General features: G+C 54.8%; 24 protein-coding genes. 20 read left to right on the top strand and 4 right to left on the bottom strand.

What is annotated here, in order from left to right:
* Positions 1-17: 17 nt before the first annotated feature.
* Together surE and BHK98_RS03130 are read left to right on the top strand one after the other, a co-directional pair.
* Entirely contained in the window at positions 18-824 is an 807-nt protein-coding gene (surE, locus tag BHK98_RS03135; RefSeq protein ID WP_245796814.1) for a 5'/3'-nucleotidase SurE, read from the top strand.
* Between the two features lie 36 nt (positions 825-860).
* Positions 861-2,003, top strand: coding sequence for an acyl-CoA dehydrogenase family protein (locus BHK98_RS03130; RefSeq protein WP_075712145.1), 1,143 nt, complete (start codon positions 861-863; stop codon positions 2,001-2,003).
* 26 nt (positions 2,004-2,029) lie between these two features.
* Here the strand turns inward: BHK98_RS03130 and BHK98_RS03125 are convergent, their stop codons facing one another.
* The 3 genes from BHK98_RS03125 to BHK98_RS03115 form a co-directional block, all read right to left on the bottom strand.
* Positions 2,030-2,572 (bottom strand): EutP/PduV family microcompartment system protein, encoded by a 543-nt coding sequence (locus BHK98_RS03125; protein ID WP_245796813.1) that lies wholly within the window; start codon positions 2,570-2,572, stop codon positions 2,030-2,032.
* Positions 2,573-2,675: 103 nt separating this feature from the next.
* Positions 2,676-3,107 (bottom strand): BMC domain-containing protein, encoded by a 432-nt coding sequence (locus tag BHK98_RS03120; RefSeq protein WP_075712144.1) that lies wholly within the window; start codon positions 3,105-3,107, stop codon positions 2,676-2,678.
* A gap of 16 nt (positions 3,108-3,123) precedes the next feature.
* On the bottom strand, positions 3,124-3,510 hold the full coding sequence (locus tag BHK98_RS03115; protein WP_075712143.1) for a BMC domain-containing protein: 387 nt from the start codon (positions 3,508-3,510) through the stop codon (positions 3,124-3,126).
* A gap of 161 nt (positions 3,511-3,671) precedes the next feature.
* Between BHK98_RS03115 and BHK98_RS03110 the strand changes: the two genes are divergently transcribed.
* Genes BHK98_RS03110 through BHK98_RS03095 form a run of 4 tightly spaced genes read left to right on the top strand, consistent with a single transcriptional unit; the run spans position 3,672 to position 6,944 of the window.
* The gene (locus tag BHK98_RS03110) at positions 3,672-4,484 is read left to right on the top strand and encodes a tetratricopeptide repeat protein (RefSeq protein WP_158024448.1); all 813 of its coding nucleotides are present in this window, start codon (positions 3,672-3,674) and stop codon (positions 4,482-4,484) included.
* Positions 4,481-5,416 carry a DUF4037 domain-containing protein gene (locus BHK98_RS03105; protein WP_075712141.1) on the top strand — a complete coding sequence of 312 codons (936 nt, stop codon included), beginning with the start codon at positions 4,481-4,483 and terminating at the stop codon, positions 5,414-5,416. Before BHK98_RS03110 ends, BHK98_RS03105 begins: the two co-directional genes overlap by 4 nt.
* 22 nt (positions 5,417-5,438) lie before the next feature.
* Positions 5,439-6,083, top strand: a complete 645-nt coding sequence (locus BHK98_RS03100) for a DUF4125 family protein (RefSeq protein ID WP_075712140.1) — start codon at positions 5,439-5,441, stop codon at positions 6,081-6,083.
* Between the two features lie 33 nt (positions 6,084-6,116).
* Positions 6,117-6,944, top strand: a complete 828-nt coding sequence (locus BHK98_RS03095) for a MerR family transcriptional regulator (RefSeq protein WP_075712139.1) — start codon at positions 6,117-6,119, stop codon at positions 6,942-6,944.
* A 211-nt stretch (positions 6,945-7,155) separates the two neighbouring features.
* On the opposite strand, the gene BHK98_RS03090 is transcribed toward BHK98_RS03095, so the two are convergent.
* Positions 7,156-8,514 (bottom strand): DMT family transporter, encoded by a 1,359-nt coding sequence (locus tag BHK98_RS03090; protein ID WP_075712138.1) that lies wholly within the window; start codon positions 8,512-8,514, stop codon positions 7,156-7,158.
* A gap of 519 nt (positions 8,515-9,033) precedes the next feature.
* Between BHK98_RS03090 and BHK98_RS03085 the strand changes: the two genes are divergently transcribed.
* The 14 genes from BHK98_RS03085 to BHK98_RS03020 are packed head-to-tail and all read left to right on the top strand — an operon-like array spanning position 9,034 to position 20,317.
* A complete protein-coding gene (locus BHK98_RS03085; protein ID WP_075712137.1) occupies positions 9,034-9,336 on the top strand; it encodes a BMC domain-containing protein in 303 nt (100 codons plus the stop codon).
* Between the two features lie 29 nt (positions 9,337-9,365).
* On the top strand, positions 9,366-9,680 hold the full coding sequence (locus BHK98_RS03080) for a BMC domain-containing protein (protein ID WP_075712136.1): 315 nt from the start codon (positions 9,366-9,368) through the stop codon (positions 9,678-9,680).
* Between the two features lie 23 nt (positions 9,681-9,703).
* A complete protein-coding gene (locus BHK98_RS03075; RefSeq protein ID WP_465250935.1) occupies positions 9,704-11,200 on the top strand; it encodes an aldehyde dehydrogenase family protein in 1,497 nt (498 codons plus the stop codon).
* Positions 11,201-11,259: 59 nt separating this feature from the next.
* The gene (gene cutC / locus BHK98_RS03070) at positions 11,260-13,830 is read left to right on the top strand and encodes a choline trimethylamine-lyase (protein ID WP_075712135.1); all 2,571 of its coding nucleotides are present in this window, start codon (positions 11,260-11,262) and stop codon (positions 13,828-13,830) included.
* Between the two features lie 31 nt (positions 13,831-13,861).
* Positions 13,862-14,806: a choline TMA-lyase-activating enzyme gene (gene cutD, locus BHK98_RS03065; RefSeq protein ID WP_083628023.1), complete on the top strand. Its 945-nt coding sequence runs from the start codon at positions 13,862-13,864 to the stop codon at positions 14,804-14,806.
* A gap of 23 nt (positions 14,807-14,829) precedes the next feature.
* Complete coding sequence (gene eutS, locus BHK98_RS03060) at positions 14,830-15,189, top strand: ethanolamine utilization microcompartment protein EutS (protein ID WP_075712133.1); 360 nt, start codon at positions 14,830-14,832, stop codon at positions 15,187-15,189.
* Positions 15,189-15,665, top strand: a complete 477-nt coding sequence (locus BHK98_RS03055) for a EutP/PduV family microcompartment system protein (RefSeq protein WP_075712132.1) — start codon at positions 15,189-15,191, stop codon at positions 15,663-15,665. Before eutS ends, BHK98_RS03055 begins: the two co-directional genes overlap by 1 nt.
* Positions 15,643-16,302: a hypothetical protein gene (locus BHK98_RS03050; protein WP_075712131.1), complete on the top strand. Its 660-nt coding sequence runs from the start codon at positions 15,643-15,645 to the stop codon at positions 16,300-16,302. Before BHK98_RS03055 ends, BHK98_RS03050 begins: the two co-directional genes overlap by 23 nt.
* Positions 16,284-17,138 carry an ethanolamine utilization protein EutJ gene (gene eutJ, locus BHK98_RS03045; protein WP_075712130.1) on the top strand — a complete coding sequence of 285 codons (855 nt, stop codon included), beginning with the start codon at positions 16,284-16,286 and terminating at the stop codon, positions 17,136-17,138. Before BHK98_RS03050 ends, eutJ begins: the two co-directional genes overlap by 19 nt.
* Before the next feature lie 18 nt (positions 17,139-17,156).
* Positions 17,157-17,468, top strand: coding sequence for a BMC domain-containing protein (locus tag BHK98_RS03040; RefSeq protein WP_075712129.1), 312 nt, complete (start codon positions 17,157-17,159; stop codon positions 17,466-17,468).
* Positions 17,455-17,718, top strand: coding sequence for a EutN/CcmL family microcompartment protein (locus BHK98_RS03035; RefSeq protein ID WP_075712128.1), 264 nt, complete (start codon positions 17,455-17,457; stop codon positions 17,716-17,718). Before BHK98_RS03040 ends, BHK98_RS03035 begins: the two co-directional genes overlap by 14 nt.
* A gap of 18 nt (positions 17,719-17,736) precedes the next feature.
* Entirely contained in the window at positions 17,737-19,065 is a 1,329-nt protein-coding gene (locus tag BHK98_RS03030; RefSeq protein ID WP_075712127.1) for a 4Fe-4S dicluster domain-containing protein, read from the top strand.
* Positions 19,066-19,069: 4 nt separating this feature from the next.
* Complete coding sequence (locus BHK98_RS03025; RefSeq protein WP_075712126.1) at positions 19,070-19,618, top strand: BMC domain-containing protein; 549 nt, start codon at positions 19,070-19,072, stop codon at positions 19,616-19,618.
* Positions 19,619-19,636: 18 nt separating this feature from the next.
* Complete coding sequence (locus tag BHK98_RS03020) at positions 19,637-20,317, top strand: cupin domain-containing protein (RefSeq protein WP_075712125.1); 681 nt, start codon at positions 19,637-19,639, stop codon at positions 20,315-20,317.
* The last annotated feature ends 30 nt before the right edge of the window (positions 20,318-20,347 follow it).

Here is a 20,347-nt window from a genome sequence, read left to right as displayed (position 1 = left end):
TCGGGGAGGTGTTTCTGTTGAACAAAATCAGGTCAGAGCTGTTTGATGCGAACCGTCTGATCCTCGTCGTGAACGACGACGGCGTGCGTTCTCCCGGAATCGCCGCGGCCGCGGAGGCCGCCGCAGCGTTCGGTGAGGTGATGATTACAGCTCCGGTGAGCCAGCAGACCTCGATGGGACGGGCCTATCCGCGGTATCCGGACCTCGGTGTCATTGAACGGATTCCGGTGCGGGTCAGGGAACGGGAAATTTCCGCTTACGGAATCCACAGTTCTCCCGCACACGCGGCGGCATATGGTATAATAGAAATCGCGGACAGAAAACCGGATCTGGTGGTCAGCGGAATCAATCTGGGAGCGAATCTGGCGCGGTCGATTACCTGCAGCGGAACACTCGGCGCCTGCTTTGAAGCGGCCAGTGAAGGCGTTCCTTCCCTGGCGGTTTCGCTGGAAACCCCTGCGGAAACGATCATGAAAAACGATTTCAGTGAGGACGATACCGAATTCAGCAGCGCCCGCAGGGTTACGGCGTTCTGGATTGAAAGGATTCTCCGGCAGGGAATGCCGCGAGGTGCGGAGATCCTGAACGTGAACGTTCCGTACAGGCGGATCGGACCGGAGGAATTCAGGATGACACGCCTGGACAGTCAGAATTATTATGCCCTGAAAAAGCCGCCTGAGAGAGACTGGAGCAGGCCGTTTACCATGGATTTTGAAATCCGGTTTGAGGAGGCGGAGCTGATTCCTGAAGGAGATATCCGGGCGGTGTGCGTGGATCGCGTCACATCGGTGACGCCGCTGGGATGGGATTTGACAAAAGAGTGAATACAGGTTTTTGTTAGGAAACAGCAGGAGACAGAGATGGGATATCAGATTACAGAATTTGGGCAGGACGTACTGGACGATGTGAAGAGACTGTGCGACAGAACGCTTGAGGCTCAGCTGCGGGCTGCGGACCGGAGCGGAGAGCGGCCGGCGGAGGCCTGTCGGGCTGCATCGGAAATGGGGATCGGAGCGGCGTTCATCGCAGAGGAATACGGCGGCGCAGGCCTGGAACTTCAGGAGCAGGCGGCAGTGCTGGAGGAGCTTGCGGCATGCGACGCCGGATTCGCGGTGTCATACATGGCAAACCGTCTCGCTCAGGCTCCGGTGGAAATCGCGGGAAGTGCGCTTCAGAAAAAGCTGGTGTATGACGTGCTCCTCGACGGAGGCTTTGCCGGCTTCTGTCTGACGGAGGATCAGGCGGGAAGCGACATCTCCGGCTGCCGCACCAGAGCGGTCAGGCAGGGAGATCGCTACATCCTGGACGGAAACAAGCTGTTCGTGACGAACGGGCCCGATGCGGAGATCTTCGTGGCGTTCGCTGTGACTGATCCGGATGGGGAAACAAAGGAAAGTCTGAGCGCGTTTCTGGTTCCCGGTGATGCGGAGGGGCTGACTCGCGGCGCCCCGGAGCATAAGCTGGGAATCCGGAATTCCGGAACCTGTGAGATCAGTTTCAATCGCGTGTCAGTTCCGGCCGGGTACAGAATCGGAGAAGAGGGCGGGGGCTTTTCCCTTGCGGTCCGTTCGCTGGAGCAGGCGCGGATCTGGTGCGGCGTGACGGCACTTGGCGTGGCCCGGCGCGCGATCAGTGAATCGACGGCGTATGCGAAGGAGCGCAGGCAGTTCGGTAAACCGCTGAGTGAGAATGAGGTGATTCTGTTTAAGCTGGCGGATATGGAAATGAAGACAGAGGCGGCGCGTCTCTGCTGCAGTGCCGCTCTGGAGAGACTTGAGAAGGGTCTGGCGGTAACAAAGGAATCTGCGATCGCGAAATGCCTGGCGGCGGACGCCGCCATGGAGTGCGCAACGGAAGCTGTGCAGATTTTCGGCGGATACGGTTACTGTGAGGAATATCCGGTGGAAAAGCTGCTGCGGGACGCGAAGATCTTCCAGATCTTTGAGGGAACCAACGAGATTCAGAGGCTGATCGTCGGCCGGTCCCTGGTGAGGGAGCGGTAACCGCTGTTCATCTGCTGTTCACAGATTTATTCCGGTTCAGACTGCTGCACCTCTGTGTCACCGCTCCGGTCCCAGTCCTTCAGACCTTTTCTCTGATTCTGTATGACCCTGTCGAGATCGAGAGGGACAGGCTCCTCCATCAGGTAGTCACGCAGGGCGTCGACGCCTTCCCCGGTCACGTTGTTCACCGGGAAAATCCGCTCGCAGCCGGCATCCTCCAGCCACTGGCGAACCATGGGAATGTTGGCCAGCGGAGAATCGATTTTGGTGATGATGCCGATCATGGGCCGCGTGCTCACGCCGATAATCGCGGGATCAAACAGATTATAGGGTTCGTCGGCGGCGCAGAGCAGACCGATCACATCAGAGTCAAAAGAAAAACAGCCGAGGGCCAGCGCGAGGGTTTTGGTTTCGGCGTATTCTCCCGGCGTATCGATGGTGATGTCCCAGGTTTTAACATATTGTGTTTTATGATAATGGACGTTTTCGCCCTTCAGCGCCTGAGTGAGCGAGGTTTTGCCTGCTTCGCTCCGGCCGGCCAGGAAGAGCTTCTTCTTCATTTTCTTCATTGTCAGCAGGTCAGCTTATTCAATTCAGCAAGTCAGTGTGTTCAACGGTTTTATTCAGTGTGTGTCCGGCCGTCGGACAGGTTTGAAATATCAGCAGTCCGGTTCACCTGTCTGAAATCGGGCAGACGGTGTAACGCAGCTCCTCTCTGAAGTACCGGACGCATTCCTCGATGGCCACTGTAACGTCTGCGCGGGGTCCGGTAATAATCAGGGCGCCGCTGAACCGATCCATGAAGCTGAGATCGATTTCTCCCGTCTTGGTGGAGATGTCCGCGGCAATGACCACTGTTTCCGGCGGAGTCATGTGAAGAATTCCGATGGAGCTTCCCCGGGGATCGTTTCCCCCGTGAAATCCAATGTCGAGTCCCAGGTTATGATAGACTGCGCGGTCAGAAATTCCAATGATATGAGCAAGGGTGATTTCCCTGGCGGGAACAGAGGAATGCGTGACCCGGGCCTGTCCGTTTCTGGAATGTGACCGGATATAACGGATAAGTCTTTCACGGTCTGTGGTTTTTCCGATGTCTTCCTGCACGACAGATCACCCCGATTCAGCGCTTTGTGATAGGACAGCAGACATAGCCGAGGGTTTCGCGGAAATATTCGACGATTTCCGTAATCGCCGTTGTAACCTCCGCGATTTCTCCGGTGATGATCAGCGTTCCGCTGAAACGGTCGGCGAAGCCGAGATAGACGTTTCCGCTCTTGACGGCGATGTCGGAGGCGATTACCGCGGACTCCGGCGGCGTCATATTCATGATGCCGATGGCAGAGGTGCGATAGTCGATTTCCGGGTTCAGTCCCAGCTTCTGGTATACGATGGGCAGCGGACCGCCGATAATATGAGCAAGGGTGATTTCCTTTCCGGCTACCAGCTCCTGTACGATGCGGAGCTGTTCCGGGGAATCCTTTGTGCCCTGATTAAACTGGTCATTCATGATAAAATCTCCCCATTTTGTAATATCATTTGTTATAATCGGATTTAGGATAACTCGAAAACACGGTTTTGTCAATAATTGCGGATTGAATTAAACCGCATTATGCGATAAAATTTATGTACAGACTGATTTCAGAAATACAGAGAACCGGAGATGAGAATATGGCACAGACGATAGACGTAAAAAGCTTTTACGAAGGGCTTGACCGGATGTACGGGCGGCACGATTACGGGGAGACAGAGAAGTATCTTCTCGGGAGTCTGAAGACGGCGCAGGAGGAGATGAATATCTCGCTGATTATTGCGGTCAGCAATGAACTTGGAGGTTTCTACCGTGCGGCCGGAAAGGTGGACGAGGCGAAGCTGCTGAACGACAGTGTTCTGGAGGCCCTGGAGTCGATCGGTCAGGACCGGAACGAGAACTATGCGACCGCGCTGATGAATGCGGCGAATTCCCATAATTCGGCGCGTGAGTATGATGTGGCGCTGAGTATGTATAAAAAGGCGGAGGGTCTTCTGGAACAGCTGGGGCTGGGAAGAGACTACAGAATGGCGGCGCTCTGCAATAACATCAGCTCGCTGTACCGCGAGAACGGAGATCTGGAGGAAGCGGAAAAGATGGCGCGCAAGTCCATCCTGATCATCTCCGAGATTCCGGACGCGAGGCTGGATATGGCCACAAGCTTAATCAACCTGGGAGAGGTGCAGACCCGCCTCGGAAAATACCGGGAGGCGGAGGAGAGTCTGAGGACGGCTGCGGCGATCTATGAGCATGACGCGGGCGGGCTGGACATTCATTATGCATCCGCTGTCGCGGCGATGGGCGCGCTGGAATACTACAAGGGAAACCTTGAGGCGGCCGCAGAGCGGTACAGAAAGGCGCTGGAGCTGATTCAGCGGGATTTCGGAAAATCCGCCTACTACACGATGATTGAAAACAACCTGAAAATGGTGGAATCGGAGATGAGAAAATGAAGGGCATGGAGCTGGCCCGTGCGTATTATACGCAGCTGGGCGCGCCGCTGATCCGTCAGGCGCTGCCGGAGTATGAGGGCCGCATCGCGGCGGGCCTTGTAGGCGAGGGATCCGAGTGCTACGGATATGACGATGCATATTCACAGGATCACGATTTCGGTCCGGGCTTCTGCCTCTGGGTCACATCGGATACGGCAGTCAGAGCGGGGAAGGAGATTCAGGCCCTGTATGACGGTCTTCCGAAAGAATTCATGGGATATACCCGGAACGAAACCCCGGAAGGGAAGGGACGGGTAGGTCTTTTCCGCATAGATTACTTTTATCAGCGGTACACGAACTGTCCGGGAGCGCCGGAGACCAACATGCAGTGGATGAACGTTCCGGAACGGTTTCTGTCCGTCGCGACGAACGGTGAGGTCTTCACGGATCCTGAGGGGGCGTTTACTGATGTCCGCCGGAAGCTGCTTGCTTTCTATCCGGCCGATGTGCTTCGCAAGAAGCTGGCTGCCAGAGCCGCGGTGATGGCGCAGGCGGGACAGTATAACTATCCGCGCTGCGTTCAGCGGGGAGACAGGGGCGCTGCGTTTTTCGCGATGAATGAATTTGTTCAGGCAGCTCTTTCCGCGGTGTTTCTGCTGAACCGCAGATATATGCCGTTCTATAAATGGGCGTTCCGGGCCGCGGAGGAACTTCCGGCGCTGCGGGACTCGGTACGGAGTCTGCGTCGCCTGGCTGATCTGGAGAAGGTTGTTCCTCCGGCAGAAGCGCAAAGCCTCATCGAGGGAATATGTGCGGAAGTGGCAGAAGAGCTGAGGCGGCAGGACTTCTCCTCATCGGGAGATTCCTTCCTGGCACCGCACAGCGGCGAGATCATGGCGGGAATACAGGATCCTGAGATCCGCAGGCTGCATGTGATGGCAGACTGTGACTGAGGAGCGGAGAAAGGAACAGATTATGGGGCAGGTACAAAGAAACGGCAGCGGGAAGGACAGACTGATCAATGAAATTATCGCGCTGGAATGGGACATGTTTCAGAGAGTGGAGAACATCGGGGGCCGGGCGGGCTGTCAGGACGACTGGAACACGTTTTACATCATGCGGTACAGCCAGGACGCGACGTGGAGCGAGGACACCCTGCGCAGTTATCTGAACGATCTGAAGCGGGCGGAGGCGTCAGGGCGGAACCTTCTGACGGAAAAATATGCGTATATGATGGAATTCACTGACCCGGAATATTACCGGGAGCACCTGCAGGCGTCGCTGCCGGCTCTTTCGGAGCAGAAGGGACGTCTGATCGCGGAGATTGTCGGTCTTCAGCTGATCTCTCACCGGAAATTCGCCGGACAGTTTCCACGGATTGCGGGTGCGGGCCGGCCGGTCGGAGAGGATCGGGGTGAGACATCGGTGAAATCCTATTCCATCGGCGAGTTGAAGACATATTCGGAGGAAACGCTGCGGCTGCTGCTGCGGGATGTAAAGCAGAATCCGGATATGGTGCTGGATATCCAGCGGAGCATTGCGGAGTTCTACGGGTACTCCGGGCCGGAGGCCGCGGAACAGGCGCTGGCCGGCAGAGAAGACGGTCGGCGGTCACGGTAGGACTGCAGGACAGACTTCTCCGGAGGGAACAAAATGGAAACGATCAAGGAATTTTATTCAATCGGCGAGGTAAGCAGGCTTTGCAACGTATCCCGCAAAGCAATGCGTTTTTATGATGAGATCGGACTGATTCACCCGGACAAGATCGGCAGCAACAACTACCGGTTCTATTCCCGGGAGGCTCTTCTGAACCTGACGATTCTGAAGTACTACAAGCAGATGGGCTTCAAGCTGGAAGAGATGAGAAGTCTGATGGGGACGGAGGAATATCAGGAAATCGAGCACGGCTTTCTGCGGAAAATAGGCGAGCTGGAGGAAGAACAGGTCAGTATCGAGGGACAGCTGACCTCAGTGCGCGACTGGTATTCGCTGCTGCTGGAGGCGCAGACCGTCATTCTGAACGACGCCCGGGAGGTCTCTGTCAAGTACATCGAGCCGGATGAGTTCGGCTTTATGGATCAGGATTACATCGGAGACCCCAAGGAAGCAGTGATCAACCTGGAGTGGACGGAATTTCTGGATCAGATCGCGGTCGAGATTACAGGACCGGTCATGATTGAATTCCCATCGTACAAAGACCGGATCGACAACCGATGCACCAGGATGCGGCTGCTGCAGAAGATGATCCGCCCCAGACATAAAGAATATCTGGTGCAGATGGGCGGCTGCATGATGCTGTCCTGCTACCACATCGGTCCCCACGATACAATCGCGGATACCTATCATAAAATGGAGAACTGGGCGCAGAGCCACGGCTATCTTCTGGGGGACTCTTCCTGGGAGCGGTATGTTACCGATTACTGGACCACAAAGAATACAGAGATGTTTGTTACGGAGATTCGGCTGGAGGTGCACCGCTGAAGACGGATGTGAATCTGCACATGACGGAGGACGGATGCGGATGTCTGCGGTTCAGAGCAGACGAGGCGGATGCCGGTTTGCGCGACACAGGGCGCGACGATTCTGAAACAGCATACAGGCGTACAGAAAGAGGGGGCTGTCGCACTAATCAGCTTAGTGCGACAGCCCCCTCTTTGTCGATTGCGGTTAATCTGATGTGAACTGACACAGATCAGTCCACGTATTTGTTAATCGTGTCAATCATCTCCTGGTCGGATTTGTAATAGATGACCAGGTTTCCGCTGCTGTCCATCTCCAGTCTGCTCTCGGCGATCAGGCCGTTGGAGCAGGCGGTCTGGAGAGCCTCGTCCATCTGCTTGTCGCTGAAGGCCCGGAAAGTGCCGTATTGGGATCTCAGCGCATCCTGCACGTCAGCGCGGCAGGCTTCCTTGCCGCTCGTAAAGAATTTCAGAATTGCCATATTCAGTGGTAGCATAGTTTGCGCCTCCTTTGTAGCCTTGTCCTGAGAAATAGCGAGGATGACGATACCGACGACCATGATGAGGGCGCCGACCCAGCCCTGCCACGGAATGGCGTAACCGTCAACTCCGAAGGCCAGTCCGATGACAATGAAGCACCAGAAGGGACCCCAGAACGCATATGTGCCGTTGCAGCCCATGCCCAGCGCCGCGCCGCACATCGATGCTCCCTTATACCAGAACTTGAAGGAGAAGGACGCGAACATACCAGCGATGAAGAACATCCAGAGGGAAGGACCGTCTGTCAGAGCCGCGCCCAGAAGCCGGAAACCGGTTCCGATTTCGTCGCCGCCCATAATGGAAAGGATGGAGACCAGGATAACCGCGTTCACGATTCCGGAGGTGCACTGACGGATGACAATCGCAACCTCATAGTCTACGATGCAGCACGCATAGCCGCCGACTGCGCCTTCAATGCCCCAGCCGAGAGCTGCCAGGAACGCCGCGGCCATACCCAGAACAGCCTTGCCGTCGAAGGAAAGTCCGGTCATGCCGGTGCTCCCGATGAGCACCGCTGCGCAGAAGCAGATCACGATACCGAGAATCATGCCTGCGGACAGCTTCTGCTTATAAAGGAATCTTCCGATGATCGCGCCGATCGCCGCGTTCAGAGCCGCAATGGGAACGATGATGGAACCGGCCATCTGCAGTCCGATTACATAACAGGTGGACGCGAAGGGTCCTCCGATGATCGCCGCGACGATCAGGATCTTCCCGGGCTTGGTGTTCAGGGACCGTTTGAAGTCTCCCAGACGACCGATGATCGCCGCATAGATCAGAGACCAGACTGCGGAGCAGAGGTCGTTGACCGCAGCACCCAGTGCGCTCAGCGTGTAGATCAGCGCGAACGCAGACAGACCCTTGGCGACGCCTGTCGCACCGTAGAAGTCGATCCAGACGCCGGACTCCATTCCGTGCGTCATGAACGCGGTGTATCCACCGTAGAGGAAACCGGATAAAAGTGCGATCAGAATTCCCTTCTTGCGAAAGGACTTGTCGCGCGCTTCCTTTGCCGCCAGAGCGTTTGCGGGAGCGTTTGCTAAGTTGCTCATAATTTCACCTCACAAATAAAAAAATCAAAGAACTAATACTGAGAATCGTCGGTTCCGATTCTACACAATGTTGCGTTGATTATACTCTAAGGGAAGCGGGGCGGTCAATGCTTTTTTCAGAGAATTCATCTGAAACAGAGGCGGACCCGGACCGCTTGAAACGGCAGAATTAAGGAATTACAGCGGTTTCGTCAATTTCTTAACAAGAAGAAAAAAATTCACGCCTTAATTTCCAGAATATGGCAATACTATTCCCCAAAGGGGAAGGTTTTTGTCTCATTTATGTAAAAATCTCCCATGACATTTTTTTTTGTTCTAACGCGGAAAGCAAAAAAAAGCCCTGAAAACCCCGAAAAATCAATAATTTTCAGAAAATTGAGCACCGAAAACGAGACGCTTTCCCGGCGGGAGCATTTCCGTCATTGACATTTCCGTAGGGGGAAACTGTAGAATCAAAGTAACTGAAATCAGATTGAAGAAGTGTAATCACATGGACTTTGCAGAAAGGAGCGATTACGTATGAGCAGATATTACGGCGAACAGGCAATCGGACTTGTCGAAACCATCGGCATGGTTCCCGCGCTGGATGCCTGTGACAAGATGCTGAAGGCTGCAGACGTGGAGCTGATTTCCTATGAGAATATCGGATCCACTCTGGTTACGATTATTGTCAAGGGCGACGTTGCGGCATGTAAAGCTTCCGTAGAGGCAGGCGCCAGAGCGGCGGCGGCGATCGGAACGCTGACGGCGCAGAATGTAATGCCGCGGCCGATTCCGGATATCGGCGATATCGTATCTTGCCACGATGTCGATTGTTATTGATTTCGATACAGTACAGGAAGGATTTAAACATGAGTAATAAAGGTCAGGGACAGGCACTGGGTATGATTGAGACCTTCGGACTGGTATTCATGCTTCAGGCGGCGGACGCGATGGTGAAAGCCGCGGAGGTGGAAGTCGTCGGCTATGAAAATACCGCATCGGGCTACATCTCGATTCTCACGAGAGGCGATGTCGCAGCGTGCAAGTCGGCGGTCGAGGCGGGAATCAAGGCCGTCGAAGAGATGGGCGCAGAGGTTTACAGCTCCTGCGTCATCGCGACGCCCCATCCGGGACTGGAAAAGATCATTGAGAGATATACACTGGATAAGCTGTTGCCGTATTAAAGATGTGACTGGAGGGAGTGACGATGATGAATATCATAGACAATGATTTGCTCTCCATCCAGGAAGCGCGTATTCTGGCGGAAAACGCGGGCGGCGTGCAGGCGGAGCTTGCTTTGTTCACACAGGAACAGCTGGACCGGATCGTGGAAGCCATGGCGGACGCGGTCGAGCCTCACATCGAGGAGTTCGCAGTGCTGTCCAGCGAAGAGACTGATTACGGCAACTGGAAAGACAAATACGCGAAGGACCGGTTTGTCTGCGGGTATCTGCGGGAGCAGCTGCGGGGAATGCGGTGTGTCGGCGTGATCGACGAGGAGCCTGAGAGGGGGCTGATGGACGTCGGCGTTCCCGTGGGCGTGATCGTGGCGCTCTGTCCGGCGACGAGTCCGGTGTCGACGACGATTTACAAAGCGCTGATCGCGGTGAAGGCCGGAAATCCGATCATCTTCTCGCCGCATCCCAGAGCGAGGGACACGATCGGAAGGGCGCTGGATATCATGATTGAAGCCGCGGAGGCCAACGGGCTTCCGGAGGGAGCGCTCAGTTATCTGCATACTGTGACAAAGAGCGGTACTGTGGAGCTGATGCATCATCCTTCAGCATCTCTTCTTCTGATTACCGGCGTACCGGGAATGCTCGATGAAGCGTATGAAGCGAGAAAGCCGCTGATTTACGGCGGAGCCGGGAACGGTCCGGCGTTTATCGAAAGAACCGCGGACGTGCGTCAGGCGGTCCGGGACATCATCAGCAGCAAGACTTTTGACAACGGTCTTCTTCCGGCGGCTGAGCAGTCCGTCGTAGTCGATGCTCCCGTCGCGGAACAGGTCAGAGCGGAGTTCCTTGCGAATCATGCATATTTCATGACTGATCGGGAATCCGAACAGCTGGCGAAGCTGATTTTCAATCATGACGGGTCGGCCAACACCGCGCTGGTGGGAGTTACGGCGGAGACGCTGGCGAAGAGAGCAGGGTTCAGCATTCCCCCGGAAACGGTGCTCCTGATTTCGGAGCAGAAGTACGCGTCGCAGGAGAACCCTTATGCGAGGGAGAAACTGGCGCCTGTGGTGGCGTTTTTCATCGAGGAGGACTGGGAGCACGCCTGTGAGAAATGCATCGAGCTCCTGCTGAAGGACAGACGCGGACACACGCTGGTCATCCACTCGACGGACGGCGACGTGATACGGCAGTTCATGCTTCGCAAACCGGTCGGAAGGATACTTGTCAATACGCCGGCAACCTTCGGGAGCATGGGAGCATCCACGAATATGTTTCCGGCGATGACTCTCGGCAGCGGATCGGCCGGACAGGGAATCACCTCGGACAATGTGTCCCCGAGAAATCTGATTTATGTCAGAAAGGTGGGATTCGGCGTCCGGAGCGTGGAGACGGCGGATCGTGAATTCTTCGGAAGAGACCGTCTTCCGGATGAACCGAGAATAAAGACGCAGGATCTTGAGACTGCGGAACAGGTCAGGGTAATACAGGGACTTCTCAGGGAGGCTGTGGAACAGAAGAGCTGAGGAGAGCAAATAACATATAAGAACAAGGTGGAAACCTGAAACGAAAGAGAGGTAACCCATTGGACATTCGTGATTTTTCAAACAAACTGGCGGAAGCTACGAAAGACATGTCGGCGGAAGAGCGCAACGCACTGAAGTCCATGTTTGAGAATGTTACTAAGGAAATGGAACGCAAGGAAGCGGCAGCTCCGGCGCAGGCGGCAGCGCAGCCCGCCGCTGCGGCCCCGGCTCCGTCTTCTCCGGACTGGCAGCCGGACGGACCTACGCCGAGAATCAAGGCGCTGAAGGATAACTACAGGAAGCAGGTTCCGTCGATTTCCACATACCGTGCGAGAGCGGTCACCGAAATCACAAAGGCGAATCCGGGAATGCCGAAGATCATCCTGAGAGCCAAGGCGTTCCGTCACTGCTGCGAAACCGCTCCACTGATCATTCAGGATAATGAGCTGATCGTCGGAAATCCGACGGGCGGTCCCCGTGTCGGCGCGTTCGCTCCGGACATCGCCTGGAAATGGATGAGAGACGAGCTGGATACCATCGGCACCAGAGACCAGGATCCGTTCTACATTTCCGATGAAGACAAAAAATACATGAAAGAGGAGCTGTTCCCCTTCTGGGAAGGAAAATCCGTTGACGAGTACTGCGAAGACCAGTACAAGGAATGCGGAGGCTGGGAGCTTTCCGGCGAATCCTTTGTCTCAGACTGCTCCTATCACGCGCAGAACGGCGGCGGCGATTCCAACCCCGGCTACGACGTGATTCTGATGAAGAAGGGCATGAAGGACATCCAGCAGGAGGCGAGAGAGCATCTGAAAGAGCTGGATTACTCCAACCCGGCGGACATTGACAAAATCTACTTCTATAAAGGCGTGATCGACACGACTGAAGGCGTCATGATCTACGCGAAGAGACTGTCCGACTACGCGGCGCAGCTGGCGGGACAGTGCACCGATCCGACGAGAAAAGCAGAACTCCTGAAGATCTCAGAGATCAACGCCAAGGTTCCCGCAAACAAGCCGGAAACCTTCTGGGAAGCTATCCAGGCGGTCTGGACCATCGAGTCCCTGCTTCCGGTAGAGGAGAATCAGACCGGCATGTCCATCGGACGTGTGGATCAGTATATGTATCCGTTCTACAAGGCGGATATGGAATCCGGCAGAATGAATCAGTATCAGGCGTTTGAGCTGGCGAGCTGCATGCTGATCAAGATGTCCGAGATGATGTGGGTAACCAGTGAAGGCGCATCCAAGTTCTTCGCGGGATATCAGCCCTTCGTCAATATGTGCGTAGGCGGCGTTACCCGTGAGGGCGTCGACGCGACCAACGATCTGACCTACCTGCTGATGGACGCGGTGAGATTCACAAAGATCTATCAGCCGTCGCTGGCCTGCCGGATCCATAACAAATCGCCGCAGAAGTACATGGAGAAGATAGTAGACGTCGTAAGAGCGGGAATGGGATTCCCGGCCTGCCATTTCGACGATACTCATATTAAGATGATGCTTGCCAAGGGAGTGTCGATTGAGGACGCGAGAGATTACTGCCTGATGGGCTGTGTAGAACCGCAGAAGTCCGGAAGACTGTATCAGTGGACCTCCACCTCCTATACCCAGTGGCCGATCTGCATCGAGCTGGTGCTGAATCACGGTGTACCTCTCTGGTACGGCAAGCAGGTCACACCTGATCTTGGTCCTCTCACGCAGTATAAGACTTATGAGGACTTTGACAAAGCGGTCAAGGCGCAGATCCAGTACATCACCAAGTGGACTGCCGTTATGACGGTAATCTCCCAGAGAGTACAGAGAGATCTGGCGCCGAAGCCGCTGATGTCCATCATGTTTGAAGGCTGCATGGAAAAGGGAAGAGGCGTTGAGGCCGGCGGCGCGATGTACAATTACGGACCGGGCGTCGTCTGGAGCGGACTCGCGACCTATGCGGATTCCATGGCGGCGATTAAGAAGCTGGTATTCGACGACAAAAAATATACGCTGGAGCAGCTGAACGAAGGTCTGAAGGCTGACTTCGTCGGCTACGAGCAGATGAGAGCGGACTGCCTGGCAGCGCCGAAATACGGAAATGACGACGATTATGCGGATTACATCTGCACAGATCTGATCAACTTCACCGAGATGGAGCACCGCAAGTACAAGACTCTGTTCGCGCAGATGTCTCACGGAACGCTGTCCATCTCCAACAACACGCCGTTCGGACAGATGACCGGCGCCTCCGCCAACGGACGGAAAGCGTGGACGCCGCTGTCGGATGGAATTTCTCCGACACAGGGCGCGGACAAGAAGGGCCCGACGGCCATCATCAAGTCCGTCTCGAAGATGTCCAACGACAACATGAACATCGGTCTGGTGCACAACTTCAAGCTGATGCCGGGAATCCTGGATACGCCGGAGGGCGAGCAGGGACTGATTACCCTGCTGAGAACCGCCTGCCTGTTCGGGAACGGCGAAATGCAGTTCAACTACGTGAACAATGAAGACATGATCGCCGCACAGAAGGATCCGGACAACTACAGAGATCTGGTCGTTCGTGTCGCCGGCTACAGCGCGTTCTTCACAGAGCTGTGTAAGGACGTGCAGGATGAGATCATCAGCAGAACCATGCTGACACATTTTTAAACAATAATAATATAAGCGGGAGTTCAGCATAATGAGCGGCAACGGAGAAGCGCTGGAGCGTAAAGCTACTATATTCAACATACAAAAATATAATATGCACGACGGTCCCGGGGTAAGGACGCTGGTCTTTTTCAAAGGCTGTCCGCTTCGCTGTAAATGGTGTGCCAATCCGGAGGGGCTGGAACGCAAGTTCCAGGTCATGTTCAAGAAAGACGCCTGTGTAAGCTGCGGGGCATGCGTTCCGGTGTGCCCCAAAGGCATTCACAGCATTACGGAGCAGGGGCATACTGTAAACCGGGAAATCGACTGTATCGGATGCCGGAAGTGTATGGAAGCCTGTCTGTATAACGCGCTGGATATTGCGGGAGAGGTTCGGATCATTTCAGAGATCATGGATGTGGTGCTGGAGGACCGGATGTTCTACGATATGTCCGGCGGAGGTATGACCTTGGGCGGCGGCGAATGCACGGCGCAGCCTGAGGCATGTCTCAGCCTCCTGCAGACAGCGAAACAGAACGGCGTCAACACCGCAATCGAGACCTGCGGATATACGCCCCATGACAAACTGATGAAAATCGCGGAATATGTTGATCTGTTCCTGTTTGACATCAAGCATTTCAATTCGGACAGGCACAGTGAACTGACAGGCGTCAGAAATGAGGTCATCCTGAAGAATCTTACGGAGCTTCTGAACACGAAGCATAATGTAAAGATCAGGATGCCGATGCTGAAAGGCGTGAACGACAGCCGTGAAGAGATCGAGAATACAATGAAATTCCTTCTTCCGTTCAGGGATATGAAGAATTTCAAGGGGATCGACCTGCTGCCGTATCACAAGATGGGAGTAAACAAGTACGGACAGCTTGATATGGAGTACCAGATCAAGGAGGATCCGAGTCTTTCACAGGAGGACCTGGATCGCATTGAAGGTTATATCAGACCGTTCGATCTGCCGGTATCGGTGATCCGGCATTAGACAGTTATTTTTCTGAGGTAGCTATGGGTGTAATCAAGGAAACAAATGATGAACTGCAGCGTGTCATAGAGGAATCGGTCCCCGGCAAACAGGTGACCATCGCTCATGTCATCGCCGCGCCCATGACGGACATCTACGAACGTCTTGGGATTGACGAGGCGGGAGCCATCGGCATCCTGACTTTGTCCCCCTATGAGACGGCGATCATCGCGGCCGATATCGCGACGAAAGCCGCAGACGTCCAGATCGGCTTCCTCGACAGATTTACAGGCTCTGTCGTCATTTCCGGAGACGTGCAGAGCGTGGAGACGGCGCTGCAGGCGGTAACGGACACCTTGTGCAATCTGCTGGGATTCAGTACAGTGGAGGTTACAAAGACCTGATGCGCAAAATAATGGTGATCGGTACCGGAAAGTCCGGAAAAACGGCATTGGTGGATGCCATCAACGGAGAAAAACGACCGCCGAGAAAAACGCAGGATATGATATTCGGGAAATACACCATAGATGTTCCGGGCGCATACCTGGAAAATCCGTGGATGTACAAGCATCTCATATCCGCGGCACAGAACAATGCGGGACATATTCTGATTCTTGTGGATCAGAGCAATCCCGTCGACAAATATTCTCATGGATTCGCAAAGGTTTTCCGCTATCCGGTTACGGGAGTGATTACCAAATGTGATCTTCACCCGGAGAACGAGGAGACCTGCCGGAAACAGCTGAAGTACATCGGCGTTGAGGAGCCTTATTTCCGGGTCAGTGTGAAAACGGGCGAAGGCATAGAGGAACTGAAGGAATACGTGCTGAAAGACATCATTGAAAGGTCGAAGAAACATGAAATTCATAACGGAAGATGATCTGAGAGACATCTACAGAAAAGATCCTTTTACAAGCTATGAAATCCAGCCGGGCGCCAGACTGACTCCGGGCGCCAGACAGTTCCTGCAGGACAGACAGATCAATGTATTCGCGGACGGAACAGCGATGCACGTCGGCGATGGAGTCGTGGCAGGCAGAGAGCCGGGCGTCGGCACGCCGGATCTTCTGAAGGACAGAAGGCTGGGAGCGTGTCTGAAATCCGCGGAGGCCCTGTTTCTTCTGACCGCATCGGAGCTGATGGAACTCGACGTGGTCCTGGCGCAGGAGGTTCTGCAGCTGGGCAGAAAGTTCGAGGAAATCAAGTATATGGCGAAGGAGGGGAAGACCTTCGAACCGGTTCCGTTCAGAACATGCGGAGGAATGACGGCGGAGACATTCTGCTGTGACATCGGCGACTGCTTTGATATCACAGAATTCCATATGCAGACAGAGAAGGGGCGGCAGATCCTGCTGCTGCACCGGCTGCGCTGCGAGCTTTATGAGGTGCAGGTCACCGTTATGGAAGTCCATTGTACCAACAAGGCAGTGACAGAAAGACTGAATCAGATCATCAACTGCATTTCGCAGCTGATATGCAAGGCCTTTGGAGGGGGAGAATGTCTGAGAAACGAGTAAACTTTGAGTATTGCGATCAACTGGTGGAGAAATTCGAGCAGGTCTGCGAAAAGCCGGAGCTTCACAAATCGTCGGTGTATTATACCGGCGTCGATCTCGGAACCGCCTGTGTGGTTGTGGCGGTGCTGGATGAGAACTACGAGCCGGTGGCAGGCTGCTACAAATACGCCGACGTCGTCAGAGACGGCATGGTCGTAGACTACATCGGAGCAGTTCAGATCGTCCGTGAAATGAAGCAGGAGCTGGAGGAGAAACTGGATACGGAGCTGATTTACGCGGCGGCCGCAATCCCGCCGGGAACGGAAACGGTTGATTCCGGCGCGGTGGAGAACGTCGTGCGGGGAGCCGGATTCACTCTGAGCAATCTGCTGGATGAACCCACAGCTGCGAACGAGGTGCTGAAGATCCAGAACGGAGCGGTTGTCGACATCGGCGGAGGAACGACCGGAATCTCCATCTTCAAGGACGGGAAGGTGGTCTATATCGCCGATGAACCCACAGGTGGAACACACTTCTCACTGGTTTTGTCAGGCGCTTACAAAATGCCCTTCGAGGAGGCAGAGGTGTTCAAGCGTGATCCGGACAACCACAAAGAAATCTTCCCGGTGCTCAAGCCTGTGATTGAAAAGGTCGCGGCGATCATCAACGAGCATATCGAGGGACATCAGGTTGAGGAAATCTCCCTTGTCGGGGGAACCTGCTGTCTGACCGGGATTGAAGGAACCATCGAGAAGAAAACAGGAATCTATACACATAAACCCGGGAATCCGATGTTCGTCACGCCGCTGGGAATCGCTCTCAGCTGCAGGCAGGAGGAATACGAAGGGAAATGGTAGACACGGGAAGAGGCAGAGATGGAATTCAGAATCATTAAGACCCCCTCGCAGGGGACGCTCGATATCCTGATGAGACGGAAGGGAACTCCCGCCTCTCAGAGACCGGAAAGCATCGATGCCGTAGGCCTTGTGCAGGGCAGGCTGATTGAAATGGTGGTTGCCGCTGACATCGCGGAAAAAACCGTAGGCGTTACGGTGGAGGATATCAGAGGCAGCTGTCCGCAGAACATGATTATGCTTGCAATATTCGGAGACACAGCGTCCGTGGAATCAGCGCTCCGCGCGATTCGGGAGGACGCAGAGGGGAGTAAGTACAATGCTGACGGCTAAGCTGATCGATAATATCTGGGCGACCAGAAAGACGCCGCTTCTGAACGGATACAAGCTGATGCTTGTGGAGGTGATCGGCGGAGGAAAGAATGATGGACAGCGCCTTGTGGCGGTGGATACCATCAGTTCCGGAATCGGAGACAGAGTACTGGTAACGCTGGGATCGTCTGCCAGAAGAATGGTGGAGGACGACAGCATACCGGTTGATGCCGCGATTGTCGGCATCATAGATGAAGACTGTGAATTTTAGGAGTCTGGGAGGTATAGTATGGCGCTTCTGGATCAAATCAAAAGTGCGGGCGTGATCGGAGCCGGCGGAGCCGGATTTCCGACTCATGCCAAATTGACATCAAATGCAGATTACATTCTGATGAACGGAGCGGAGTGCGAACCGCTGCTCCGCGTGGATCAGCAGCTGATGGCCATGTACCCGGAGGAAATCATCAGGGGATTCGAGATGGCCGGCAGGATGGTCGGCGCGAAACAGGCGATCATCGGAATCAAGGGAAAGCATGGCGACGTAATTCAGATTCTCAGAGACACGATTGACCGAATCGGTTTCGCGGATTACGTTTCTGTAGGGATTCTGCCGGATATCTATCCTGCGGGAGACGAGCAGGTTCTGGTCTATCAGCTGACCGGAAGAGTGGTTCCGGAGGCGGGGATCCCTATCATGTGCGGCTGTGTCGTCATGAATTCCGAGACGGCGCTGAATGTTTACAACGCATCAAAGGGCATTCCGGTCACGGAAACCTACGTCACGGTGGCGGGCGACATTCCCAGCCGTCTGACGCTGAAGGTTCCGGTGGGAACACCGGTGCTGGATGTGCTGAAGCTGTCGGGAATCACGGATTTCTCTGAATACAAAGTTATCGACGGCGGACCGATGATGGGACCGCTGCTGGCGGATATCCATGGTTTTGTCGTCAAGAAGAACAAAGGATATGTCATCCTGAAGAAGGATCATCCGTTGATCAGAAAGAAGGAAGTCACTGATCCGCAGGCACGGAAAATCAATCACGCTACCTGTGAGCAGTGCCGTATGTGTACGGATATGTGCCCCAGAGCGCTGATCGGACACGATACGGCGCCGCATAAAGCGATGCGGTTCATGCTCTACGGCGGAGACGACATGCAGGGAAAGACCATCGGGCAGCTCTGCTGCCAGTGTAATCTTTGTGAATACTTCGCATGTCCGATAGGGCTCCATCCCAAGATGGCCAATATGGCCCTGAAGGATGAGACAATGAAGGCGGGAGTCCGGTTCCAGAGAGACGAGAACCGGGAATACAGACCGAACAGGAACAGAGACTGGCGTCTGGTTCCGAGTCACCGTCTGATCGCCAGGATCGGGCTCACCGGATTTGACGCTCCCGCGCCGATGTCTGACATCCGGCTGGAGCCGCAGGAAGTGCACATCATGCTGTCTCAGCATGTAGGCGCACCCGCGCAGCCGATTGTCCGCGCGGGCGATAGAGTAACCGCCGGTCAGATGATCGGCAGAATTCCGGAGGATGCTTTAGGCGCGGCTGTACACGCCAGCATCGGTGGAGAAGTAACCGAAGTCACAGATAAGTACATCGCGATTAGGAGGTAGCAGGATGCAGAGAGCGATAGGAATGGTCGAATTTACGAGCATTGCGCGCGGCATATATGTAGCGGACCAGATGGTCAAGATCTCAGAGGTGGAGATCGTCACGTCGGTCAGCACCTGCCCGGGCAAGTACATCACCATTGTGACCGGCGATGTTGCGGCGGTTCAGTCCTCCGTGACATTGGGAGAGCAGCTGGCCGGGGAATTCTTTGTGGATTCCATCGTCGTGCCGAATGTAACAGAATCCGTTTTCCCGGCGATTACCGGCGCAACGATGCCGGAGAAGCTGGACGCCGTCGGAATTATGGAATCCTTCTCTCTGGCGACGATGATCATTGCGGCAGATGAGATTCTCAAGTCAGCGGAGCTGGAGCCCATCGAACTGAGACTCGGCAATGGATTGGGCGGCAAGTCATACTTCACCTTTACCGGAGAGGTTGCGGCAGTTCAGACCGGCGTCGATACCGGTATGGCAATTGCGAAGGAAAAGGGACTTCTGGTCAACGCGGAAGTTATTCCATCACCTTCCGATCGATTGATAGAATCACTACTGTAATGAAAGGAGTGAAACTAAATGAAAACGTTGATAACTGAGAAGTGTGTCAGAGAATTCATCGAGAAGGGACAGAAGAGCATCTGCATTGACGATAACACTCTGATCACACCGGCCGCCCGCGACATGATACGTGCGAACGGGATCGAGCTTACGGAAGGCTGTGCGCCGGCAGCCGCCTGCTGTACACCGGCTGCACCCGCGTCCGCGGCACCTGCAGCACAGCCTGCATGTGAAGGGGACGGCCTGAGCAGCGATATGATCTATCAGGTTCTGAAGAAGCTGGCGGATCAGGGACTGCTGGACGGATTCGTCAACAGCCTGAACGCGGCGTCCGGAAACGCACCCTACACCGCGGAATGTGAGAACGGTCTGAAACTGGTCCGGGGACAGGGAATTAAAATGGAGGTCCTGGATACCGGAGTGCCTGCCGATTACGGCAAGGTCATGTACCAGGAGATCGTCGGCGCGGATGACGGCGCTTCAGTGTCGTCCGGCTTCATGACGGTGGATCACTGCACATTCGACTATCCGGTGGAAATCCAGGAAACGCACTATGTTGTCGAGGGACAGATGACGATCACTATCGACGGAAAAGAGCACACAGCTTATCCGGGCGACACGTTCTTCATCCAGAAGGGACAGCAGGTCCGCTTCAGCAGCGGCGATACATTTGCCAAAACGTTCTACGCAACGTATTAATAGATGAAAGCAGTTAACGACGAGTAATCT

Origin of the sequence: Hornefia porci (assembly GCF_001940235.1) — a bacterium.
Classification (GTDB): domain Bacteria; phylum Bacillota; class Clostridia; order Peptostreptococcales; family Anaerovoracaceae; genus Aminicella; species Aminicella porci.
The sequence above is the reverse complement of the archived record's forward strand: the minus strand, read 5'-3'. Positions and strand labels throughout refer to the sequence as shown.